This is a genomic window from Streptomyces termitum, from assembly GCF_014650175.1.
Classification (GTDB): domain Bacteria; phylum Actinomycetota; class Actinomycetes; order Streptomycetales; family Streptomycetaceae; genus Streptomyces; species Streptomyces termitum.
In genome coordinates, this window is record NZ_BMUL01000007.1 from 120,816 (window position 1) to 140,435 (window position 19,620).

The following is a 19,620-nucleotide window of genomic DNA, read 5'->3' on the forward strand; positions in this document are numbered from 1 at the left end:
GTTTCGTTCAGGACGAGTGCGTCCGGTGGGAGGGCCAGGCGCCGTCGGCGAAGTGGCGCGCCCAGTAGTACGGGTTCACCTGCGCGAGGGTGCGGGCCAGCCAGCGGGTCGGGTCCTCGGGGTCGGGCACGCCGACCTCGACCTCGGGACCCCACAGCGCGAGGCGCTCCTGGCATATGCCGCACGGCGGCAGGATGACGTACCGACCGTCCTCGGGATCGCGGAAGACGCAGACGGAGGCGGTCACCCGCCGGTCGAGGGTGTACGCCTGGCAGTAGGCGCCGGTCTCCTGGCACAGGGTGACGCTCCCGTGCATGTGTCGAGGCCGACGCTGGTGAGGATCCGGCCGTCGTCGAGGCGGACGGCGGCGGCCCCGCCGGGCTCGTCGGAGGGCCAGCGGCGGCGCGCCTGGTCGATGGCGGCGTCGACGAGCGCTTGGTCGAGTGTCATCGCCGCAGTCTAGGAAGGGGGTGACGGGCGCGCGGGGAATTGACGGCGTCCGTCCGGGCGGGCGCGGGCGCGGGCGGACGGCCCCGGGGCGGTGGCCTCCGGGCGGGTGCGAGGTCCCGGGCACCGGGGAGCGGCGTACCGCTTCCGCTCCCTGGTGCCTGGGGTCCGTGGGTCAGCGCACGCGGCCGTAGTAGACCTTCGAGGACCAGATGCGGTCGAGTTTCACCCAGGAGCCGGTCTTGGGCGAATGCCAGATCCTGCCGTCACCGGCGTAGATCCCCACGTGGTAGACCCGGCCGCCCGAGTGGAAGAAGACCAGGTCGCCCTTCTGGCGGCTGGAGGCGGTGATGTGCCGGCTCTGGTTGTACTGCTGCTGCGCGGTGCGGGGCAGCGACTTGCCCGCCTTCTTGTACGCGTAGAGCGTGAGTCCGGAGCAGTCGAAGCGGGTGGGTCCCGCCGAGCCGTACCGGTAGGGCGCGCCCTTCTTGGACGCGGCGATGCTCAGTGCCTTCGTCGCGTGGGAGGTGACTGCCTGGGCCTCGGGTGCGGCTCCCGGTGCGAGGAGCGTGCCGCCGACGGCGGCGAGGGTGAGAGCCGAGACGGCTCCGGCCCGGGTCAGCAGGGACGGGACATGCGTCTGCGCGGTCATGCGCAACCCTTCGTCAGCCGCCTGTGAAGGATGACCTGTCGGGTTCGGGCAGGCGAAGATGCCCGGCCGCGGCTGCGGCTTCACCCCAAGGGCGACCGTGCTGGGGTCCAGCGCGGTCGACCCGTACTGCTCGGGTCCTCCACTCCTGCCGATCCACTCCTGTCGACCAGACGTCCGGGACGGCGGCAGGACTCGGCGTCCGCCCGGACCGCCCCGCCTGGATGGCGGGGGCTTGTCGTCGTCAGGGATCTTGACCCACGGTTCGGGCGAAAACCGAGTGGAAACGGCGTTATGTGAGGCTCCTCACGACTGATCCATACGGGTGGACAAGAGGGTTTAGTGATCGTCGTAGGTTTGGCCTACGAGCCCCGCACCTGCGTCGGAATGTTCTATTCCGCCAAATGCGTACACCTGTTGCGCAACTCGTCCCCCTCGATCGCCGCTCGTGCGACTACGCCGAACGGGGGAGGGTTTCTGCGTCCGGTGTCGGCCGTCCGGGGTTCGACACGACACGTCGGAATGTCAACCCGCCGGTGCTTCGGGGAGGGTGACGCGCGCCGCGCGCCGCTCGCCGTCCAGCACCCGCAGCGCGCACGCGAGGGTCTCGGCGTGCACCTCGTTCTCGCCCCGCATGTGCATGAGCGTCAACGCCTCGCGCAGTGCCTCCACCCGCCCGACCAGGGCCTGTGCGGCGCGAAGGGCGCCGTAGGTGTGCGAGGTCCGGGACGGGTTGGCCTTCCCCAGGAGGTCGACGATGTCGAGGTACGCGTCGATGAACTGCCCCTCGGCGCGGGTCAGCGCGGGCAGTGGCGGGAGTTCGGGCACCATCGCGGCCTCACCGCGCGGCCGTGCCGGCGGCGGCCCGGCGGCTGCCGACCACGTGGTCGACCAGGCCGTACGCGAGGGCGGCCGGTGCGTCGAGCACGGTGACGCGCGCGGTGTCGGCGGCGATCCGCTCCCCGTCCTGGCCGGTGCAGGAGGCAAGCAGGTCCGTCAGCAGCGCGCGCAGCCGCAGCAGTTCGCGCGCGTGCAGGTCCAGGTCGGAGGGCTGTCCGTGGAGGGGCTCGTCCAGGGCGGGCTCGCGCAGGACGACCCGCGCGCCGGGCAGCATCATGCGCTTCCCCGGCGTCCCCGCCGCGAGCAGGACCGCCGCCGTGGAACCGGCCTGGCCGAGACAGGTCGTCTCCACATCGCTCGCCAGGCTGCGCATCGTGTCGTGGATCGCGGTCGCCGCGGTGATCGAGCCGCCGGGGGAGTTGAGGTAGAGCGCGATGTCCCGGCCGGGATCCGCGTGGTCCAGGTACAGGAGCTGCGCGATCACGTCGCTCGCGGCGGTGTCGTCGAGCGGGGTGCCCAGGAGGACGATCCGGTTCTCCAGCAGCTTCGCGTACGGATCGAGCGTCCGGGTGCCGTACGAGGTCCGCTCCGAGAACTCCGGCAGTACATGACGTGCGTCCACGAGGGGCGCCCCCTTCTGTAAAAAATGTACAGGACGTACAGACCGTAAGATGGTGAGCATGACCTACGAGATCCCGGTGACGCAAGCACGGGCGGAACTCGCCGACCTCATCAACCGCGTCGTGTACGGCGATGAGCGCGTGGTCGTGACCCGGCACGGGAAGCCGCTCGTGGCCCTCGTCTCCGCCGCTGACCTGGAGCGACTGGAGAAGATGGAGGCCGCGGCCGCGGAGGTCGCCGACGAACTGGTGATCCGCTCCCTCTCCGGCACGCGCCTCTCCGGCGGCCTCGGTTCCGCCGCGGGTGAACAGCACCGCTTCGGCATCGCTGCCCACCACCGCGAGCCCGGCGCGGACTGACGGTCCGGATTCGCCCCCTCCCGGCGGGCGGCCCCTCCCGGCGCGCGGCCCCGCGCGTCGGCCGGACCTCGCATGTCGGCCGGACCCCGCGCGCCGACCGTCGTTCTCGCGCGCCTGTCGGCGATCCCGCGTACCCCTCCGGCCCCTCCTCGCGCCCCTCTGGCTCCCCTTTCTCGGAAGCTCTTGATCCATTTCATGGCGCCGGCCGTCCGATGATCATGAGATCGCAAAGTGCGAGTTAACCGGCCGGAAAAACTTCCGCCCTAACGTGCAATGTCCGGCCGTGCAGGGCCCTTTCGGCATTCAACAAACTGTTGACGCTCGGTAGGGTCCGCAGCTGTCCGGGCACGGTCCGGGGGACGACTGTGAGGTGGAAGAGTGCAACTGAGCCCGCACGAGCAGGAACGCCTGCTCATCCATGTGGCCGCCGACGTGGCCGAGAAGCGCAGGGCCCGGGGGGTGCGGCTGAACCATCCGGAGGCCGTGGCCCTCATCACCGCGCACGTCCTGGAGGGGGCCCGCGACGGCCGCACCGTCGCCGAGCTCATGGCCTCCGGTCGGCGGGTGCTCTCCCGCGCGGACGTCATGGACGGCATCCCCGAGATGATCCACGACGTCCAGGTCGAGGCCACCTTCCCGGACGGCACCAAGCTCGTCACCGTCCACGATCCGATCGTCTGACGGGGCCGAACAGTGATGATCCCCGGAGAGATCCTGTACGGGGACGGTCCCGTCACCCTCAACGAGGGCCGCCCCGTCACCCGCCTCACCGTCCTCAACGCGGCCGACCGGCCCGTCCAGGTCGGCTCCCACTACCACTTCGCCGAGGTCAACCCCGGCCTCGCGCTCGACCGGGCCGCCGCCCGCGGCAAGCGCCTCAACATCGCTGCCGGGACCGCCGTCCGCTTCGAGCCCGGCATCCCCGTCGAGGTCGAGCTCGTGCCCCTCGCCGGCCACCGGATCATCCCCGGTCTGCGCGGCGAGACCGCCGGGCCGCTCGACCCGGCGACCGGGTCCCCGAACGGAGACGCCCGTGCCTGACCTCCACCGCGCCGTCTACGCCGACCTGTTCGGCCCGACCACCGGCGACCGCATCCGGCTCGCCGACACCGACCTGCTCGTCGAGATCGAGGAGGACCGCTCCGGCGGCCCCGGCCGGGCCGGCGAGGAGGCCGTCTTCGGCGGCGGCAAGGTCATCCGCGAGTCCATGGGCCAGGCCCGGACGACCCGCGCCGAGGGCGCCCCCGACACGGTGATCACCGGCGCGGTGGTCATCGACCACTGGGGGATCGTCAAGGCCGACATCGGCATCCGCGACGGCCGTATCACCGCCCTCGGCAAGGCCGGCAACCCCGACACCATGGACGGGGTCCACCCCGACCTGGTCATCGGACCCGAGACCGAGATCGTCGTCGGCAACGGCCGGATCGTCACCGCCGGCGGCGTCGACACCCACGTCCACTTCATCTCGCCGACCGTCGTCGAGCAGGCGCTCGCCACCGGCATCACCACCCTCGTCGGCGGTGGCACCGGACCCGCCGAGGGCACCAAGGCGACCACCGTCACCCCCGGCCCCTGGCACATGGCCCGGATGTTCGAGGCGCTCGACACCTACCCCGTCAACATCGGCCTCCTCGGCAAGGGCAACACCATGTCCCGCGAGGCGATGCACTCCCAGCTGCGCGGCGGAGCCCTCGGCTTCAAGATCCACGAGGACTGGGGGGCCACCCCCGCCGTCATCGACGCCTGCCTCCGGGTCTGCGAGGAGACCGGCGCCCAGCTCGCCATCCACACCGACACCCTCAACGAGGCGGGCTTCGTCGGCGACACCCTCGCCGCCATCGCGGGCCGCACCATCCACGCGTACCACACCGAGGGCGCGGGCGGCGGGCACGCGCCCGACATCATCACCGTGGTCTCCGAGCCGTATGTGCTGCCCAGCTCGACCAACCCGACCCGGCCGCACACCGTCAACACGATCGACGAGCACCTCGACATGCTGATGGTCTGCCACCACCTCAACCCGGCCGTCCCGGAGGACCTCGCCTTCGCCGAATCGCGGATCCGGCCCTCCACCATCGCGGCCGAGGACGTGCTCCACGACCTCGGCGCCCTCTCGATCATCTCCTCCGACGCCCAGGCCATGGGCCGGATCGGCGAGGTCGTCCTGCGGACCTGGCAGACCGCGCACGTCATGAAGAAGCGGCGAGGCGCGCTGCCCGGCGACGGGCGCGCCGACAACCACCGGGTGCGGCGGTACGTCGCCAAGTACACGATCAACCCGGCCGTCGCCCAGGGCATGGACCACCTGATCGGCTCGGTCGAGCCCGGCAAGCTCGCCGACCTGGTGCTGTGGGAGCCCGCCTTCTTCGGGGTCAAGCCGCTCGTGGTCCTCAAGGGCGGGCAGATCGCGTACGCGCAGATGGGCGACGCCAACGCCTCCATCCCGACCCCGCAGCCCGTCCTGCCCCGGCCGATGTTCGGCTCCCTCGGCCGGGCCGCCGCCGCGGGCTCCGTCAACTTCACCGCCGAGGCGGCGATCGAGGACGGCCTGCCCCGGCGGCTCGGCGTCGCCAAGGAGTTCGCCCCGATCCGCTCCACCCGCCGCGTCACCAAGGCGGACATGCGGGAGAACGACGCCACGCCGCGCGTCGAGGTCGACGCCGACACCTTCACCGTCACCATCGACGGCGAAGCGGTCGAACCCGCCCCCGCCGCGGAGCTGCCCATGGCCCAGCGGTACTTCCTCTTCTGACCCGCCGGGGAAGTCCATGTCACGCTCCGCGCTCCTCGTGCTCGCCGACGGGCGGTTCCCCGCCGGCGGGCACGCCCACTCCGGCGGCGCCGAAGCCGCCGTCAAGGCCGGCCGCCTCACCGACGCCGCCGGTCTCGAAGCCTTCTGCCGTGGGCGGTTGCACACCGTCGGCCTCACCGCGGCGGGCCTCGCCGCAGGTGCGGCCGCCGGGCTCGATCCGCACGAGCTCGACGCCGTTGCGGATGCCCAGAACCCGTCGCCCGCGCTGCGCGCCGCGTCGCGCCGGCTCGGGCGGCAGCTGATGCGCGCCGCCCGCGCCGCCTGGCCCGACCCGGGGCTCGACGCGCTGGCCGCCGCCTTCCCGCGCGGCGCGCACCAGCCCGTCGTCCTCGGCACGGCGGCCCGCGCCGCCGGACTGGGCCCCGAGGACACCGCGCACTGCGTCGCGTACGAGACGGTCGGCGGTCCCGCCACCGCCGTCGTACGCCTCCTCGGCCTCGACCCCTACCAGGCCACCGCCGTCCTGGCCCGGCTCGCCCCCGAGATGGACGAGGTCGCCGCACGCGCCGCGACCGCCGCCCGGCAGGGCGTCGACGCCCTGCCCGCCGCGTCCGCGCCGCTGCTCGACATCACCGCCGAGCAGCACGCGGCCTGGCCCGTCCGACTCTTCGCCTCGTAACCCCGGAGCAGCCCCATGCACCTCGACCACGACCACAGCCACCACGGCGCCGTCTCCGCCGACGCCCACCGCCCCGACGGCACCCGCCGGGCCCTGCGCATCGGCCTCGGCGGCCCCGTCGGCTCCGGCAAGACCGCCACCGTCGCCGCGCTCTGCCGTCAACTCCGCGACACGCTCTCACTCGCCGTCGTCACCAACGACATCTACACCCGCGAGGACGCCGAGTTCCTGCTCCGCGAAGCCGTCCTGCCGCCCGAGCGCATCCGCGCCGTCGAGACCGGCGCCTGCCCGCACACCGCCATCCGCGACGACATCTCCGCCAACCTCGAAGCCGTCGAGGAACTGGAGGACGCCGTCGGCCCGCTCGACCTGATCCTCGTGGAGTCCGGCGGCGACAATCTGACCGCCACCTTCTCCCGGGGCCTCGTCGACGCGCAGGTCTTCGTCATCGACGTCGCCGGCGGCGACGACATCCCGCGCAAGGGCGGCCCCGGCGTCACCACCGCCGACCTCCTCGTCGTCAACAAGACGGACCTCGCCCCCCACGTCGGCTCCGACCTCGACCGGATGGCCCGCGACGCGGCGGCGCAACGCGGCGACCTGCCCGTCGCCTTCACCTCGCTGCGCTCCGCGGCGGGTGTCGGCCCGGTCGCCGACTGGGTCCGCGCCCGGCTCGCCGAGTGGACGGCGGTCCCCGCGCCCGCCCCGGCCGGATGAGCTCCGCCGCCCCCGCCGCCGGTACCGGGGTCACCGCGACCGCCCGGATCACGGCCGGGGCCGACGGCTCGCTGCCGGTGCTGGAGAGCGACGGGCCGTTCGCCCTGCGCCGTACCCGCTGCGCCGTCCCCGGCTGGACGCGGGTGACGGTCGTCGGGGCGATGAGCGCGCCGCTCGGCGGGGACCGGCTCGCGATCGAGACGGAGGTACGGGACGGGGCGCGGCTCCTGGTCGACGCCGCCGCCGCGACCCTCGCCCTGCCCGGCCGCACCGCCGACCCGGCCGCGTACGCCCTCCGGCTCCGGGTCGGCGCGGACGCCGTCCTGCGCTGGCTGCCCGAGCAGCTCGTCTCCGTTCACGGCTCCGTGCTGCGGGCGCGCACCACCGTCGAACTCGATCCGGCGGCGCGGCTGGTGCTCCGCGAGGAGCAGGTCCTCGGCCGGCACGGCGAACCGCCCGGCACCCTCTTCTCGCGGCTCACCGTCCGCCGCGCCGGACGGCCCCTCCTCGACCAGGAGCTGGCCTGCGGTCCCGGCGCGCCCGGCGGCTGGGACGGCGGCGCGGTCCTCGGCGGCCACCGGACCACCGGGCAGCTCCTGGTCGTCGATCCCCGGTTCGACACGGCCCCGGCGCCGGTGCGGCTCCTCGGCGACCACGCGGTCGTCACCCCGCTCGCCGGACCGGCGGCGCTCGTCACCGCGGTCGCGCCGGACGCGCTGGCCCTGCGCCGGATCCTCGACGCGGCGCTCGCGGACCTCGCGCCCTTCACGGCCCCGTAAGGGGTCCCCATGTCGACAAGGTGACGTACCGCTCAGCGGAGTGCGCTCTCCGGTTATTGGTTCGGCAAAGAAACAGGTGTACGGACTTACGGCCGGGCCTCCCTGACGAAAGGATCGCCGCGAAGAGGACCATCCAAGATCATCCACAACTCACCTATCAGGGGGAGGACCTGTGAGACGACGCACCGCAGCGCTCGGCTCGGCCGGCACGCTCATCGTCGGCACTCTCGTCGCGGGCGCGCTCGCGGCCCCGGCCGCCAGCGCCGACAGCAGTGCGCGCCACGGACGCGACGCCGAGGCCACCGGTGTCGCCGTCGCCGCGGCCCAGGCGGCCCGCGCCGGCATCGACTGGCAGCCCTGCCCCGCCGACTGGGGCCTGGAGAAGCCCATCCAGTGCGGCTGGGTCAGCGTGCCCGTCGACTACGCCAAGCCGTACGGGAAGAAGATCAAGCTCGCCGTCGACCGGATCGCCGCCACCGGCACCCCGGCCGAGCGGCAGGGCGCGCTCCTCTACAACCCCGGCGGCCCCGGCGGTTCCGGCCTGCGCTTCCCGCGCCGCGTCACGACCAAGAGCGCGATATGGGCCAACGCCGCCAAGGCGTACGACTTCGTCGGCTTCGACCCGCGCGGCGTGGGCAAGTCCGCCCCGATCTCCTGCGTCGACCCCACCGAGTTCGTCAAGGGCCCCAAGGCCGACCCGGTGCCGGACAGCGAGGCCGACAAGCGCGCGCAGCGCAAGCTCGCCGCCGAGTACGCCGCGGGCTGCGCCGAGAAGAGCGGCGACATGCTCCCGTACATGACGACGCCCAACACCGCGCGCGACCTCGACGTCATCCGCGCCGCGCTCGGCGAGAAGAAGCTCAACTTCGTCGGCGTCTCGTACGGCACCTACCTGGGCGCCGTCTACGGCACCCTCTTCCCGACGCACGTCCGCCGCATGGTCCTGGACAGCGTGGTGAACCCCTCGACCCGCAACATCTGGTACGAGGCCAACCTCGGCCAGGACATCGCCTTCGAGGGCCGGCTCACCGACTGGATGAACTGGGTCGCGAAGAACGACGCCTCCTACCACCTCGGCGACACCCTCGCCGAGGTCCGGCAGCAGTGGCAGACCCTGCGCGCCGCCGCCAAGAAGGCGCCGCTCGGCGGCAAGGTCGGCCCGGCCGAGCTCATCGGCTTCTTCCAGAACGCCCCGTACTACGACTCCATGTGGGCGCCCGTCGCCGAGGCGTGGAGCGCGTACGCCGCCGGCGACCCGCAGCCGCTGATCGACAACGCCGCCGCGGACCTCACCGACACCGCCGGCAACATCTCCTCGGAGAACGGCAACGCCGTCTACACCGCGGTCGAATGTGCGGATGCACAGTGGCCGACCAGCTGGAAGAAGTGGGACCGGGACAACTCCCGCCTCCACGAGAAGTACCCGTTCATGACCTGGGCCAACGCCTGGATGAACCTGCCCTGCGCCACCTGGAAGGCCCCGAGCCAGAAGCCGGTCCAGGTCAGGACGGGCAAGGGCCTGCCGCCCGTGCTCATCACCCAGTCCGAGCGCGACGCCGCCACCCCGTACGAGGGCGCTGTGGAACTGCACAAGCGCTTCCAGGGTTCGCGTCTGATCACGGAGAGGGACGCCGGCTCGCACGGCATCACCAACCTGGTCAACCCGTGCCTGAACACCCGCGTCGAGGCGTACCTCCTCACCGGGAAGCTGGACGGCCGCGACGTGACGTGCGCCCCGCACGCCACCCCGCAGCCGTGAAGGGTGACACGACCCTGACGGATTGACCTCGCACGCACGCGCGGGGGCGGTCGCCACACGGCGGCCGCCCCTACGTGCGGATCACGGCGGCCGACCCCGCCGCGCGGATCAGGCCCCGGACGCCTTCACGACCGACGCGTACTCGTCCACGTACTCCTGGCCCGACAAGCGCATGATCGCGTACATGATCTCGTCGGTGACGGCCCGCACTACCGCGCGCTCGTCCGCCGAGCCCGCGAAGCGCGAGAAGTCCAGCGGCTCCCCGAACCGGATCGTCACCCGGCGGATCCTCGGCACCACCCGCCCCGGCGGCTGGATCTCGAAGGTGCCGACCATCGCGCACGGCACCACCTTCACTCCGGCCCGCAGCGCCATCACCGCCACCCCCGCCTTGCCCTTGTACAGCCGGCCGTCGTGCGAGCGGGTGCCCTCCGGATAGATCCCGAGCAGCTCGCCCCGGCCCAGCACGCCGAGCCCCTCCCGGATCGCCGCCTGCCCCGCCTCCTTGCCCGACCGGTCCACCGGGATCTGCCCGGCCGCCCGGAAGAAGGCCGCCGTCAGCCGCCCCTTCAGCCCCGGCCCGGTGAAGTACTCCTGCTTCGCCAGGAAGGTGATCCGCCGGTCGAGCACCACCGGCATGAGGAAGTGGTCGGAGAAGGAGAGGTGGTTGCCCGCGACGATCGCCGCGCCCTCCTCCGGGATGTTCCCGATCCCCTCCACCCTCGGCCGGAACAGCAGTTTCAGCAGCGGTCCGAGCAGCACGTGCTTCAGCAGCCGGTAGAACACCGTGACCCCCGTTCGTCGTCCGTCCAGGCCGTTGTAACCCTCCCGGCCGCCGTGGTCCACTGGTCGGAGAGGACCGGCTCACGGGAAGGCCGAACCATGCCAGGCGCGCGCGGACCCCGGCGTCCCGGTCGCACGCTCACCGCCCTGCTGTGCGCGGTGGCCGCGACCGCCCTCTACGGCTGCACCGGCACGGTCCCGCCGGACGCGTCCCGCACCCCGGCCGTCCCCGCCGGCGTCTCGCCGCTCACCGGACTGCCCGCCGCTCCCGGCCCGGTCCTCGCCGTCAAGATCGACAACGTGGCGGCGGCCCGCCCCCAGACCGGCCTCGGCGCCGCCGACCTCGTCTACGTCGAGCAGGTCGAGGGCGGCGTCACCCGGCTGCTCGCCGTCTACTCCTCCCGCCTCCCCGAGCGCGTCGGCCCCGTCCGCAGCGCCCGCGAGTCCGACATCTCCCTGCTCCGCCCCTTCGGACGGCCCGCCCTCGCCTACTCCGGCGCCCAGACCGCCCTGGACCCGCTGCTGCGGGCGGCCTCCCTCGACCTGGTCACCGAGGAGAGCGCCCCGGCCGCGTTCCGCCGCTCGCCCGACCGGCCCGCCCCGCACAACCTCTACCTGCGCCCGCGCGCGGCCCTCGCCGCCGCCCCGGACGCCACCGACGTCCGTCCCGTCGGCCTCGTCTTCGGCGCCGCGCCCGCCGGCGGCACCGCGCGGACCACCGAGACCGTCCGCTTCCCGGCCGCCCGCTACGCCTTCACCTGGTCCGCCGCCGACCGGGGCTGGCGGATCGCCCTCGACGGGCGCCCCGTCACCAGCGCCGACGGTGCCCGGCCCGTCCCCGCCACCGTCGTCGTGCAGCGGGTGACCGTCCGCGCCTCCGCCTTCCACGACGTCAACGGCGCGGTCTCCCCGTACACCGAGACCACCGGCTCCGGCACCGCCCTCGTCCTGCGCGACGGCCGCGCCCACGAGGCCCGCTGGTCCCGCCCCGACCCGGCCGGCGGCACCGCCTTCACCACCCCCGACGGCCGCCCGCTCGCCTTCGCCCCCGGCCAGGTCTGGATCGTCCTGGCCCCGAACGGCGGAAACCGGCCTTGAACGGCGGAAACCGATCCCGAACAGAGTGAACTGACGCCGAACAGTGCGAACCGACCCCGAAGAGCGAAAACCGCCCCCCCGGCGCGGCACCCCGAGACCGCCCCCTCAGCGCGGCGAGGGCCCCGCCCCGCCCGCGCGGGGGCCGAGCGGTCCGCGCGGGCCGTACGGATCGCTGGTCGCCTCCGCACTGTCCGCCGCCGCCATGCCGGCCGTCGCCACCCCCAGCACGATCCAGCCGAACCAGAGCCAGCCGCTGCTGCCGAGCGCCACCGTGTACGCGGTGGTCAGCACGAGCGCGGCGCAGGTGACGATCGCCATCGCCTTCGTGGAACCGGACATGATCCGTCCGCCCTCCTCCCGACCGGGGCCGAGGAAGCCTCCCTGCCATCGTGACCCCGTACGGGGGGCGCGCGCTACTCCCCGGACACACCGGCGCACGCCGGAACCGCCCCGCCCCCTGCCAAACCCCGGAAGAACCCCTCCGGAAACCCGGAGAAACAGGAGAGCCCCAGGATCCGAAGACCCCGGGGCTCTCCACAGCACGCGCCGCGCACCGCGCGAGGGCTCAGCGCCCCCGCGCCTGGAGCGACGCCAGGTACGCGTTGTACTCCCTCAGCTCCTTGTCGCCGTCCCGGTCCGCCTGCCGGTCCGAGCGGGCCGCCTGCCGCTGCTCGGAGTGGTACCACTGGTACACCAGCGCGATCAGCACCAGCACCGACGGGATCTCGCTGAAGGCCCAGGCGATGCCGCCCGCCGCCGACTGGTCGGCGAGCGCGTCGATCCCGAGCGAGGCCGGCGGGTTCTTGTAGACGTTCACCATCGGCTGCGTCGCCATCATCATCGCGATGCCGAAGAAGGCGTGGAACGGCATGCCCGCGAAGAGTTCCAGCATCCGCATCACGTACCCGGGCCGGTGCGGCCCCGGGTCCACGCCCATGATCGGCCAGAAGAAGACCAGACCCACCGCGAGGAAGTGGATCATCATGCCGATGTGTCCGGCCTTCGACCCCATCAGGAAGTCGAACAGCGGGGTGAAGTAGAGGCCGTAGAGGCTCGCGATGAACATGCCGATGGTGAACGCGGGGTGCGTGATGATCCGCATGTACCGGCTGTGCAGCAGCTTCAGGAGCAGCTCGCGCGGCCCGAGCGAGCCGCGCCGGGCCACCGGCAGCGCCCGCAGCGCCAGCGTCACCGGCGCGCCGAGCAGCAGCAGGATCGGCGCCACCATGGAGATCACCATGTGCTGCACCATGTGCACGCTGAACATGACCATGCCGTAGTCGTTCAGCTTGGTGCACATCACCACGGCGACGGAGAGCACGCCGAGGGCGAACAGCACGGTCCGGGCGACCGGCCAGGCGTCCCCGCGCCGCCGCAGCCGGGTGACGCCCCAGCCGTACAGTCCGAGGGCCGCGAGGCACCCGATGAGGAAGAACAGGTCGGGGGAGAACTCCAGGCCCCGTCCCAGCGTGAACGGCGGCAGATCCATGGTCATGCCGTGCCCGCTGTGATCCATCGCTTACTCCCGGAGCCCATTGCGCGCTGAGCCCGTTTCGCGCTTGTTGTCCGCACCAGACTAGAACCGCCCCCGGTCGGGTCCTCGACCGGGGGCGGTTGTCGGGCGAGCCGGGGCTCAGAGCACGCTCTGCGCCTCCGCGTAACGCTCCTCGGGGACCGTCTTGAGGGTCTCCACGGCCTCGGCGAGCGGCACCATCACGATGTCCGTGCCGCGCAGCGCGGTCAGCATGCCGAACTCGCCGCGGTGCACGGCCTCCACGGCGTGCCAGCCGAAGCGGGTGGCGAGGACGCGGTCGTACGCGGTCGGGGTGCCGCCGCGCTGGACGTGGCCGAGGATGACCGGGCGGGCCTCCTTGCCGAGCCGGCGCTCCAGCTCCACCGAGAGCTGGTTGGCGACGCCGGTGAACCGCTCGTGGCCGTAGATGTCGGTGCCGGCGGTCTTGAAGTCCATGGAGGAGCCTTCGAGGGGCTTGGCGCCCTCGGCGACGACGACGATCGCGAAGCGCTTGCCGTCCTCGAAGCGGGCGCCGACGCGGGCGGTCAGCTCGTCGATGTCGAAGGGGCGCTCCGGGACGACGACGGCGTGGGCGCCGGCGGCCATGCCGGAGTGCAGGGCTATCCAGCCGGTGTGACGGCCCATGACCTCGACGACCAGGACGCGCTGGTGGGACTCGGCGGTGGTCTTCAGCCGGTCGAGGGCCTCGGTCGCCACGGTGACGGCGGTGTCGAAGCCGAAGGTGACGTCGGTCGAGGCGATGTCGTTGTCGATGGTCTTCGGGACGCCGACGATCGGCAGGCCCGCCTCGGAGAGCAGGTTCGCGGCCTTGAGGGTGCCCTCGCCGCCGATCGGGATGATCGCGTCGAGACCCAGGTCCGCGACGTGGCCCTTGGCGCGCTCGACGCCGCCGACGAGGTGCGCGGGCTGCACGCGGGAGGAGCCGAGGATGGTGCCGCCGAGGGCGAGGATGCCGCCGACCGCGTCCAGGTCGAGCTTGCGGTAGTCGCACTCCAGGAGGCCCTTCCACCCGTCGTGGAAGCCGATGACCTCGTCCCCGTGGTCCACGACGGCGCGGTGCACGACGGACCGGATGACGGCGTTCAGACCGGGGCAGTCTCCGCCGGAGGTGAGCACACCAATGCGCATAGCCCAAAAACCTTTGCAACGTGGGCCGACTCCCGGACCACGTCGTCCGGCTGGATCCCCGCCACCCTATCGTTGCCGGGTGGCGGGGCCGAACCGGATGTCCGCAGATTGGACACTCGATTTACTTTCGAATCCAATGTGCGGTATGCCGCTCAGACGTGCGCGATGAGGGGCCGTCAGGCGGGCTGCGTGGCGGCCGCGATGCGCTCGGCGCGCAGCGCCTCGTACCACCGGTCGTCGGTCGGCGGCAGCGCGTTCACGTCGAGCGCCAGCTTCAGCAGCAGGTCCGCGATCTGCGGGTTGCGGGCCATCACGGGGCCGTGCATGTAGGTGCCGAAGACGGTGTCGTTGTACGCGCCCTCGGTGCCGTCGCCGGTCCCGTTGCCGTTGCCGAAGAGGGTCCGCGCGAAGGGCCGGGCCGTCGGGCCGAGGTGGGTGACGCCCTGGTGGTTCTCGAAGCCGGTCAGCTGGGGGAGGCCCAGCTGCGGGTCGATGTCGGCGAGCACGTCGCCGACGCAGCGGGCGCCCTCGCCGCGGACCGTGGTCACGTCGAGCAGGCCGAGGCCGGGCTCGCGCGCCCCGAGGTCGTTGACGAACTCGTGGCCCAGGATCTGGTAGCCGGCGCAGACCGAGAAGATGATCGCGCCGTTGGAGGCGGCCCGGGACAGGCCGCCGTCCCGGCGCAGCCGCTCGGCGGCGAGCCGCTGCGGCCGGTCCTCGCCGCCGCCGACCAGGTAGATGTCGCCGGAGGTGGGGACGGGCTGGTCGCTGCGGACGTCGACGCGCTCGACGTTCAGGCGGCGCTGCCGGGCGCGGCGCTCGACCACGAGCACGTTGCCCTGGTCGCCGTAGGTGCTGAGCAGGTCCGGGTAGACCCAGACCACGCGCAGGCTGCTCTCACTCATGCTGCAAGTCCTTCTGCGAGTCGGGGTGGGGTCAGTTGCCCACACGGCGGCGGACGTCCTGGAACGCCGTGTAGTTGGCGATCAGCTCGATCTGCCCGGGCGGGGCCATCGAGACGGCCTCGTCGAGGGTGTCGCAGACGCGGAAGTCCACGCCCGCGACCTCCAGGCGGACCGCCAGGTCGAGCCGCCGGTCGCCGATCACCATGATCGGGTGGCCGGCGAGCCGCCCGTAGTCGACGTCCCACAGCCAGGAGGTGTCGGTGCCGTCGGCGCCGCGCGCGTTGACCGAGAGGATCACCGGGGTCGGCGGCGGGTCGATCAGGGAGAAGGTCTCCAGCCAGCCCGCCGGGTTCTTCGCGAGCAGCAGCCGCAGCTGCCGGTTCTGGAAGGAGACCACGTCGTAGCGGCCGGCCACGGCCTGCACCTGGTACATGCGCTCCAGGGCGACCTGCGGCGGCACGCCGAAGACGGCGGCGACGGCCGCCGAGGTGGCGGCGTTCGCCTTGTTGGCGCGGCCGGGGAGCTGGAGCCGGATCGGCCAGGCCGAGCCGTGCGGGTCGAGCACGTGGTCGCCGCTGAGCGCCCAGCTCGGGGCGGGCCGGCGGAAGCCGCACTCGCCGCAGAACCAGTCGTCGCCGGGACGCTGGAGCACACCGCCGCAGGAGGGGCACGACCAGGCGTCGTCCTTCCACTCCTGGCCGACCGCCACCCACACCACGTTGGGGGAGGAGGAGGCGGCCCACACGATGAGCGGGTCGTCGGCGTTGGCGATGACGACGGCCTTGGAGCCGTTCAGCCCCTCGCGCCACTTCTCGGCGAGCATCCGCGTCTCGGCGGCGCGGTCGAGCTGGTCGCGGGAGAGGTTGAGCAGCGCGATGGCCTTGGGGGTGGTGTCGCGGGCGACGCCGGCGAGGTACTTCTCGTCGACCTCGATCACGCCGTACCGGGAGTCGGTGCCGCCGGCCAGGGCCGAGGTGATGCCCGCGGGCATGTTGGCGCCGAGGGCGTTGGAGACCACGGGGCCGCTCGCGCGCAGCGCCTCGGCGATGAGCCGGGTCGTCGTGGTCTTGCCGTTGGTGGCGGACACGAGGACGACGTCCAGGTGCTGCGCGAGCCGTCCCAGCAGGTCGGGGTCGAGCTTGAGCGCGACCCTGCCGCCGATCACCGATCCGCTGCCGCGGCCGGCCGCCCGCGACACCGCGGCGGCCGCCTTGCCAGCGGTCACGGCCAACTTGGCACGCGGCGACAGCGGCTCTGGATTACCGGGGTGTCCTGACATCGTCCTTGATCCTCCTTGCGTCGGTCGGGGCTCAGCCTATCGAGAACCGGCCAGGAGCCCGAACCGCGGCACCGGGCCGACCGTATGAAATGAGGAGGTCACGGTGGACCGTACCCTTACGGCCATGCGAAACCGCCCCATCCCCGGCAGCTCCGGAGTCGTCCGGACCATGACCCTGCTCGGCGACCCCGTGCTGCACGCGCCCTGCGCTCCCGTCACCGAGTTCGGCCCCGTGCTGGACGGGCTGGTGGAGTCGATGTTCGCCACCATGTACGCCGCGCACGGGGTGGGACTCGCCGCGAACCAGGTGGGCGTGGGGCTGCGGGTCTTCGTCTACGACTGCCCGGACGACGAGGACGTGCGGCACCTGGGGCACGTGGTGAACCCGCGCCTGGTCGAGGCCGACGGCGACGAGTTCCGCGGCCCGGAGGGCTGCCTGTCGCTGCCGGGTCTGGAGGCGCCGGTGGCGCGGTACGACCGCGCGGTGGTGGAGGGCGTCCGCGCGGACGGCACCCCGGTGCGGATCGAGGGCACGGGCTTCTTCGCCCGCTGCCTCCAGCACGAGATGGACCACCTGGAGGGCCGGGTCTACGCGGAGCGCGTCACGGGGTGGCGGAGATCACGCCTCCTGAAGGCCGTCCGCAAGCGCCCCTGGGGCGCCGGCGCCGCCGTCCTGGAGTCGTAACCCCCGCCCCGCCCCCCTTGTCGTACGGCTCCGAGCCCCCGGGCCCGCGCGCGCCGGGCGCGTCCTTTGCGGGCCCCGCCCGCCTCCGGGCGGGGCGGGGGAGGGGACGGGCCGGGCGGGTCAGAACCCCGGGCCGCCGGGGCGGTCGTCGGCCTCGGCGAGCCGGCCCCAGAGCAGGTCCGCGAGGGCGTGGACCAGGTCGGCGCGGGAGCAGGGGCGCTCGCCCAGCCACCAGTCGCCCGCCGCGTGCATCATGCCGACGATGCCGTGGCCCCAGATCCGGGCCTGGGCCTCGGCGGCCGGGCCGAGGTCGACGCGCTCGGCGATGACCCGGCCCAGCTCCTCGCCCATGCGGCGCAGCAGCGGGGCGGAGTGGCGGCCGACGTCGAAGCCCTGCTCGGCCTGCTGGGACTCCTCGGCCGGGTGCATCAGGAAGCGGTAGACCTGCGGCATCGCCTCGATGGAGGAGAGGTAGGTGTCGAGGGTGGCCTCGACCCGGCGGCGGCGGTCGGCGGGGGCGTCGAGGGCGTCGCGCAGCGAGGCGAGCAGGGCGTCGGTGTGGCGGGTGGCGAGGGCGCGGTAGAGGCCGCCCTTGTCGCCGAAGTGGCGGTAGAGGATCGGCTTGGTGATGCCCGCCTCGGCCGCGATCGCGTTCATGGATGCCTTGGGGCCGTCGCGGAGCACCACCCGGTCCGCCGCCTCCAGCAGTTCGCGCCGCCGCTGCTCGGCGGGCTTCTGCTGGTCGGTGGTCCGGTGTGCGATGTCCATAAGCGTGTCTCCCCGCCCGTGCGATGACCTGAGGCTGTCGCAACGTAACACCCGCGCGGCATGCTGTGCCGAACGGCCCGATCCGCCTCCTTCCCCGAGGAACCGCAGGTTGACAGGCGTACCCGCCGGTAACAGACTGCTGTTACCGCAAGTAACGTACTGCTGGGAGGGAACGCATGGGCGAGTTCACGCTCGATCTCAACGAGGACCAGAAGCAGGTCCGCGACTGGCTCCACGGCTTCGCCGCGGACGTCATACGTCCGGCCGCCGCCGAGTGGGACGAGCGTGAGGAGACCCCCTGGCCCATCATCCAGGAGGCGGCCAAGCTCGGAATCTACAGCCTCGACTTCTACGCGCAGCAGTTCTTCGACCCCACCGGCCTCGGCATCCCGATGGCCATGGAGGAGCTGTTCTGGGGCGACGCGGGCATCGCGCTCTCCATCGTCGGCACCGGCCTCGCCGCCGTCGGCGTCCTCGCCAACGGCACCGAGGAGCAGATCGGCACCTGGGTGCCGCAGATGTACGGCGACGCCACCGACGTCAAGGTCGCCGCCTTCTGCTCCTCCGAGCCCGACGCCGGCTCCGACGTCGCCTCCATGCGCACCCGCGCCGTCTACGACGAGGCCAAGGACGAGTGGGTCCTCAACGGCACCAAGACCTGGGCGACCAACGGCGGCATCGCCAACGTCCACGTCGTCGTCGCCGTCGTCGACGCGGAGCTCGGCTCCAAGGGCCACGCCTCCTTCATCGTGCCGCCGAACACCCCCGGCCTCTCCCAGGGCCAGAAGTTCCAGAAGCACGGCATCCGCGCCTCGCACACCGCCGAGGTCGTCCTGGAGGACGTCCGCGTCCCCGGCTCCTGCCTGCTCGGCGGCAAGGACAAGCTGGACGAGCGCCTCGCCCGCGCCCGCGAGAAGGCCAGGACCGGCGGCGAGCGCGTGAAGAACGCCGCCATGGCCACCTTCGAGGCGTCCCGCCCCGCGGTCGGCGCCATGGCCGTCGGCACCGCCCGCGCCGCGTACGAGGTCGCCCTCGACTACGCGAAGACCCGCGTGCAGTTCGGCCGCCCGATCATCGAGAACCAGGGCGTCGCCTTCCAGCTCGCCGACATGGCCACCCGGATCGACGCCGCCCGCCTGCTGGTCTGGCGCGCCTCCTGGATGGCCACCGCGGGCAAGCCCTTCACGAACGCCGAGGGCTCCATGTCGAAGCTGTACGCGAGCGAGGTCGCCAAGTCCGTCACCGCCCAGGCCATCCAGATCCTCGGCGGCAACGGCTACACCCGCGAGTACCCGGTGGAGCGGATGCACCGCGACGCCGCCATCTACACCATCTTTGAAGGCACCAGCGAGATCCAGCGCATGGTCATCAGCCGCGCCCTCGCCAGGTAGCCGCACCGCCCCGGGCCCCCGCGCCCGGACGCACACCGGGCCCGCACCGTGACGGTGCGGGCCCGGAGGGTTCTCAGTGCCGTGCGCTTCAGGCGGCGAGCTCCTGCTCGGCCCGCATCGCGCACTCCCACTCCACGAGCAGCCGGCCGTACTCCTCGCGGCCCGCCGGCGACAGCACGCCCGTGGCCCAGAGGGCGCGGATGCGGCAGTTGATGACGTCGGAGGCGGTGAGCGGGATCGTGGTCGGGGTGTCGAGCTGTTCGGACATGGGGCAAGTTTATGAGCCGGGACTGACAGCCGATGATCCCCGCGCGACGCGTCGGCCAAACCACCGGAGCCCGAGAAAAGTCGGAGAAACCGCTCCAACCTGCGGGAAGACCCTTCGGCCCGGGCCGCCCGAGGTGACCTCGCGTCGCCGGGGAGTGACCGATCGCACACGTGAGG

23 protein-coding genes are annotated in these 19,620 nt (G+C 72.8%); 11 read left to right on the top strand and 12 right to left on the bottom strand.

Annotated features, from left to right (window positions below):
- Window positions 1–7: 7 nt before the first annotated feature.
- The 4 genes from IE219_RS15410 to IE219_RS15425 all read right to left on the bottom strand — a co-directional run bounded on the left by IE219_RS15410 (window position 8) and on the right by IE219_RS15425 (window position 2,558).
- Complete coding sequence (locus tag IE219_RS15410; protein WP_229849776.1) at window positions 8–316, bottom strand: cytidine/deoxycytidylate deaminase family protein; 309 nt, start codon at window positions 314–316, stop codon at window positions 8–10.
- A 306-nt stretch (window positions 317–622) separates the two neighbouring features.
- A complete protein-coding gene (locus IE219_RS15415) occupies window positions 623–1,099 on the bottom strand; it encodes a C40 family peptidase (protein ID WP_189977533.1) in 477 nt (158 codons plus the stop codon).
- Between the two features lie 522 nt (window positions 1,100–1,621).
- Window positions 1,622–1,927: a hypothetical protein gene (locus IE219_RS15420; RefSeq protein WP_189977539.1), complete on the bottom strand. Its 306-nt coding sequence runs from the start codon at window positions 1,925–1,927 to the stop codon at window positions 1,622–1,624.
- 7 nt (window positions 1,928–1,934) lie between these two features.
- Window positions 1,935–2,558 carry an ATP-dependent Clp protease proteolytic subunit gene (locus IE219_RS15425; protein ID WP_229849777.1) on the bottom strand — a complete coding sequence of 208 codons (624 nt, stop codon included), beginning with the start codon at window positions 2,556–2,558 and terminating at the stop codon, window positions 1,935–1,937.
- Window positions 2,559–2,616: 58 nt separating this feature from the next.
- On the opposite strand from IE219_RS15425, the gene IE219_RS15430 reads away from it, so the two are divergent.
- The 8 genes from IE219_RS15430 (at window position 2,617) to IE219_RS15465 (ending at window position 9,605) form a co-directional block, all read left to right on the top strand.
- Window positions 2,617–2,916, top strand: a complete 300-nt coding sequence (locus tag IE219_RS15430; protein ID WP_189977543.1) for a type II toxin-antitoxin system Phd/YefM family antitoxin — start codon at window positions 2,617–2,619, stop codon at window positions 2,914–2,916.
- A 378-nt stretch (window positions 2,917–3,294) separates the two neighbouring features.
- Window positions 3,295–3,597, top strand: a complete 303-nt coding sequence (locus IE219_RS15435) for an urease subunit gamma (protein ID WP_189977544.1) — start codon at window positions 3,295–3,297, stop codon at window positions 3,595–3,597.
- Window positions 3,598–3,612: 15 nt separating this feature from the next.
- The gene (locus IE219_RS15440; RefSeq protein ID WP_189977998.1) at window positions 3,613–3,957 is read left to right on the top strand and encodes an urease subunit beta; all 345 of its coding nucleotides are present in this window, start codon (window positions 3,613–3,615) and stop codon (window positions 3,955–3,957) included.
- Window positions 3,950–5,671, top strand: coding sequence for an urease subunit alpha (locus IE219_RS15445; RefSeq protein WP_189977546.1), 1,722 nt, complete (start codon window positions 3,950–3,952; stop codon window positions 5,669–5,671). Before IE219_RS15440 ends, IE219_RS15445 begins: the two co-directional genes overlap by 8 nt.
- Before the next feature lie 16 nt (window positions 5,672–5,687).
- Window positions 5,688–6,350: an urease accessory protein UreF gene (locus IE219_RS15450; protein WP_189977548.1), complete on the top strand. Its 663-nt coding sequence runs from the start codon at window positions 5,688–5,690 to the stop codon at window positions 6,348–6,350.
- A 15-nt stretch (window positions 6,351–6,365) separates the two neighbouring features.
- The gene (gene ureG / locus IE219_RS15455; RefSeq protein ID WP_189977550.1) at window positions 6,366–7,067 is read left to right on the top strand and encodes an urease accessory protein UreG; all 702 of its coding nucleotides are present in this window, start codon (window positions 6,366–6,368) and stop codon (window positions 7,065–7,067) included.
- Window positions 7,064–7,846, top strand: a complete 783-nt coding sequence (locus IE219_RS15460) for an urease accessory protein UreD (protein ID WP_189978000.1) — start codon at window positions 7,064–7,066, stop codon at window positions 7,844–7,846. Before ureG ends, IE219_RS15460 begins: the two co-directional genes overlap by 4 nt.
- 172 nt (window positions 7,847–8,018) lie before the next feature.
- Window positions 8,019–9,605, top strand: a complete 1,587-nt coding sequence (locus IE219_RS15465) for an alpha/beta hydrolase (RefSeq protein WP_189977552.1) — start codon at window positions 8,019–8,021, stop codon at window positions 9,603–9,605.
- 108 nt (window positions 9,606–9,713) lie between these two features.
- Here the strand turns inward: IE219_RS15465 and IE219_RS15470 are convergent, their stop codons facing one another.
- Window positions 9,714–10,391, bottom strand: a complete 678-nt coding sequence (locus IE219_RS15470; RefSeq protein ID WP_189978002.1) for a lysophospholipid acyltransferase family protein — start codon at window positions 10,389–10,391, stop codon at window positions 9,714–9,716.
- A 96-nt stretch (window positions 10,392–10,487) separates the two neighbouring features.
- Between IE219_RS15470 and IE219_RS15475 the strand changes: the two genes are divergently transcribed.
- Complete coding sequence (locus IE219_RS15475; protein ID WP_189977554.1) at window positions 10,488–11,486, top strand: DUF3048 domain-containing protein; 999 nt, start codon at window positions 10,488–10,490, stop codon at window positions 11,484–11,486.
- 105 nt (window positions 11,487–11,591) lie between these two features.
- Here IE219_RS15475 and IE219_RS15480 read toward each other — a convergent pair whose 3' ends face one another.
- The 5 genes from IE219_RS15480 to IE219_RS15500 all read right to left on the bottom strand — a co-directional run bounded on the left by IE219_RS15480 (window position 11,592) and on the right by IE219_RS15500 (window position 16,332).
- Window positions 11,592–11,825, bottom strand: a complete 234-nt coding sequence (locus IE219_RS15480) for a hypothetical protein (RefSeq protein ID WP_189978044.1) — start codon at window positions 11,823–11,825, stop codon at window positions 11,592–11,594.
- Window positions 11,826–12,051: 226 nt separating this feature from the next.
- A complete protein-coding gene (locus tag IE219_RS15485) occupies window positions 12,052–13,002 on the bottom strand; it encodes a cytochrome c oxidase assembly protein (protein WP_189977556.1) in 951 nt (316 codons plus the stop codon).
- Between the two features lie 117 nt (window positions 13,003–13,119).
- On the bottom strand, window positions 13,120–14,148 hold the full coding sequence (locus IE219_RS15490; protein WP_189977558.1) for a 6-phosphofructokinase: 1,029 nt from the start codon (window positions 14,146–14,148) through the stop codon (window positions 13,120–13,122).
- 176 nt (window positions 14,149–14,324) lie between these two features.
- Complete coding sequence (locus IE219_RS15495) at window positions 14,325–15,053, bottom strand: type 1 glutamine amidotransferase (protein ID WP_189977560.1); 729 nt, start codon at window positions 15,051–15,053, stop codon at window positions 14,325–14,327.
- 31 nt (window positions 15,054–15,084) lie between these two features.
- Window positions 15,085–16,332: a Mur ligase family protein gene (locus IE219_RS15500; protein ID WP_189977562.1), complete on the bottom strand. Its 1,248-nt coding sequence runs from the start codon at window positions 16,330–16,332 to the stop codon at window positions 15,085–15,087.
- A 124-nt stretch (window positions 16,333–16,456) separates the two neighbouring features.
- Here IE219_RS15500 and def point away from each other — a divergent pair, with 124 nt between their 5' ends.
- Window positions 16,457–17,017, top strand: a complete 561-nt coding sequence (gene def, locus IE219_RS15505; RefSeq protein WP_189977564.1) for a peptide deformylase — start codon at window positions 16,457–16,459, stop codon at window positions 17,015–17,017.
- Between the two features lie 120 nt (window positions 17,018–17,137).
- Here the strand turns inward: def and IE219_RS15510 are convergent, their stop codons facing one another.
- The gene (locus IE219_RS15510; RefSeq protein WP_189977566.1) at window positions 17,138–17,785 is read right to left on the bottom strand and encodes a TetR/AcrR family transcriptional regulator; all 648 of its coding nucleotides are present in this window, start codon (window positions 17,783–17,785) and stop codon (window positions 17,138–17,140) included.
- A 176-nt stretch (window positions 17,786–17,961) separates the two neighbouring features.
- Between IE219_RS15510 and IE219_RS15515 the strand changes: the two genes are divergently transcribed.
- A complete protein-coding gene (locus IE219_RS15515) occupies window positions 17,962–19,176 on the top strand; it encodes an acyl-CoA dehydrogenase family protein (protein ID WP_189977568.1) in 1,215 nt (404 codons plus the stop codon).
- Between the two features lie 88 nt (window positions 19,177–19,264).
- Here IE219_RS15515 and IE219_RS15520 read toward each other — a convergent pair whose 3' ends face one another.
- On the bottom strand, window positions 19,265–19,444 hold the full coding sequence (locus IE219_RS15520) for a hypothetical protein (RefSeq protein WP_189977570.1): 180 nt from the start codon (window positions 19,442–19,444) through the stop codon (window positions 19,265–19,267).
- Window positions 19,445–19,620: the final 176 nt, after the last annotated feature.

Excerpts from the sequence above, each read along its gene's own strand:
- IE219_RS15410 (WP_229849776.1), bottom strand. The coding sequence starts at position 316 with ATGCACGGGAGCGTCACCCTGTGCCAGGAGACCGGCGCCTACTGCCAG.
- IE219_RS15415 (WP_189977533.1), bottom strand. The coding sequence starts at position 1,099 with ATGACCGCGCAGACGCATGTCCCGTCCCTGCTGACCCGGGCCGGAGCC.
- IE219_RS15440 (WP_189977998.1), top strand. The coding sequence starts at position 3,613 with ATGATCCCCGGAGAGATCCTGTACGGGGACGGTCCCGTCACCCTCAAC.
- def (WP_189977564.1), top strand. The coding sequence starts at position 16,457 with ATGCGAAACCGCCCCATCCCCGGCAGCTCCGGAGTCGTCCGGACCATG.
- IE219_RS15450 (WP_189977548.1), top strand. The coding sequence starts at position 5,688 with ATGTCACGCTCCGCGCTCCTCGTGCTCGCCGACGGGCGGTTCCCCGCC.
- IE219_RS15460 (WP_189978000.1), top strand. The coding sequence starts at position 7,064 with ATGAGCTCCGCCGCCCCCGCCGCCGGTACCGGGGTCACCGCGACCGCC.
- IE219_RS15500 (WP_189977562.1), bottom strand. The coding sequence starts at position 16,332 with ATGTCAGGACACCCCGGTAATCCAGAGCCGCTGTCGCCGCGTGCCAAG.
- IE219_RS15480 (WP_189978044.1), bottom strand. The coding sequence starts at position 11,825 with ATGTCCGGTTCCACGAAGGCGATGGCGATCGTCACCTGCGCCGCGCTC.
- IE219_RS15420 (WP_189977539.1), bottom strand. The coding sequence starts at position 1,927 with ATGGTGCCCGAACTCCCGCCACTGCCCGCGCTGACCCGCGCCGAGGGG.
- IE219_RS15485 (WP_189977556.1), bottom strand. The coding sequence starts at position 13,002 with ATGGATCACAGCGGGCACGGCATGACCATGGATCTGCCGCCGTTCACG.
- IE219_RS15490 (WP_189977558.1), bottom strand. The coding sequence starts at position 14,148 with ATGCGCATTGGTGTGCTCACCTCCGGCGGAGACTGCCCCGGTCTGAAC.
- IE219_RS15495 (WP_189977560.1), bottom strand. The coding sequence starts at position 15,053 with ATGAGTGAGAGCAGCCTGCGCGTGGTCTGGGTCTACCCGGACCTGCTC.
- IE219_RS15510 (WP_189977566.1), bottom strand. The coding sequence starts at position 17,785 with ATGGACATCGCACACCGGACCACCGACCAGCAGAAGCCCGCCGAGCAG.
- IE219_RS15475 (WP_189977554.1), top strand. The coding sequence starts at position 10,488 with ATGCCAGGCGCGCGCGGACCCCGGCGTCCCGGTCGCACGCTCACCGCC.
- ureG (WP_189977550.1), top strand. The coding sequence starts at position 6,366 with ATGCACCTCGACCACGACCACAGCCACCACGGCGCCGTCTCCGCCGAC.
- IE219_RS15430 (WP_189977543.1), top strand. The coding sequence starts at position 2,617 with ATGACCTACGAGATCCCGGTGACGCAAGCACGGGCGGAACTCGCCGAC.
- IE219_RS15520 (WP_189977570.1), bottom strand. The coding sequence starts at position 19,444 with ATGTCCGAACAGCTCGACACCCCGACCACGATCCCGCTCACCGCCTCC.
- IE219_RS15515 (WP_189977568.1), top strand. The coding sequence starts at position 17,962 with ATGGGCGAGTTCACGCTCGATCTCAACGAGGACCAGAAGCAGGTCCGC.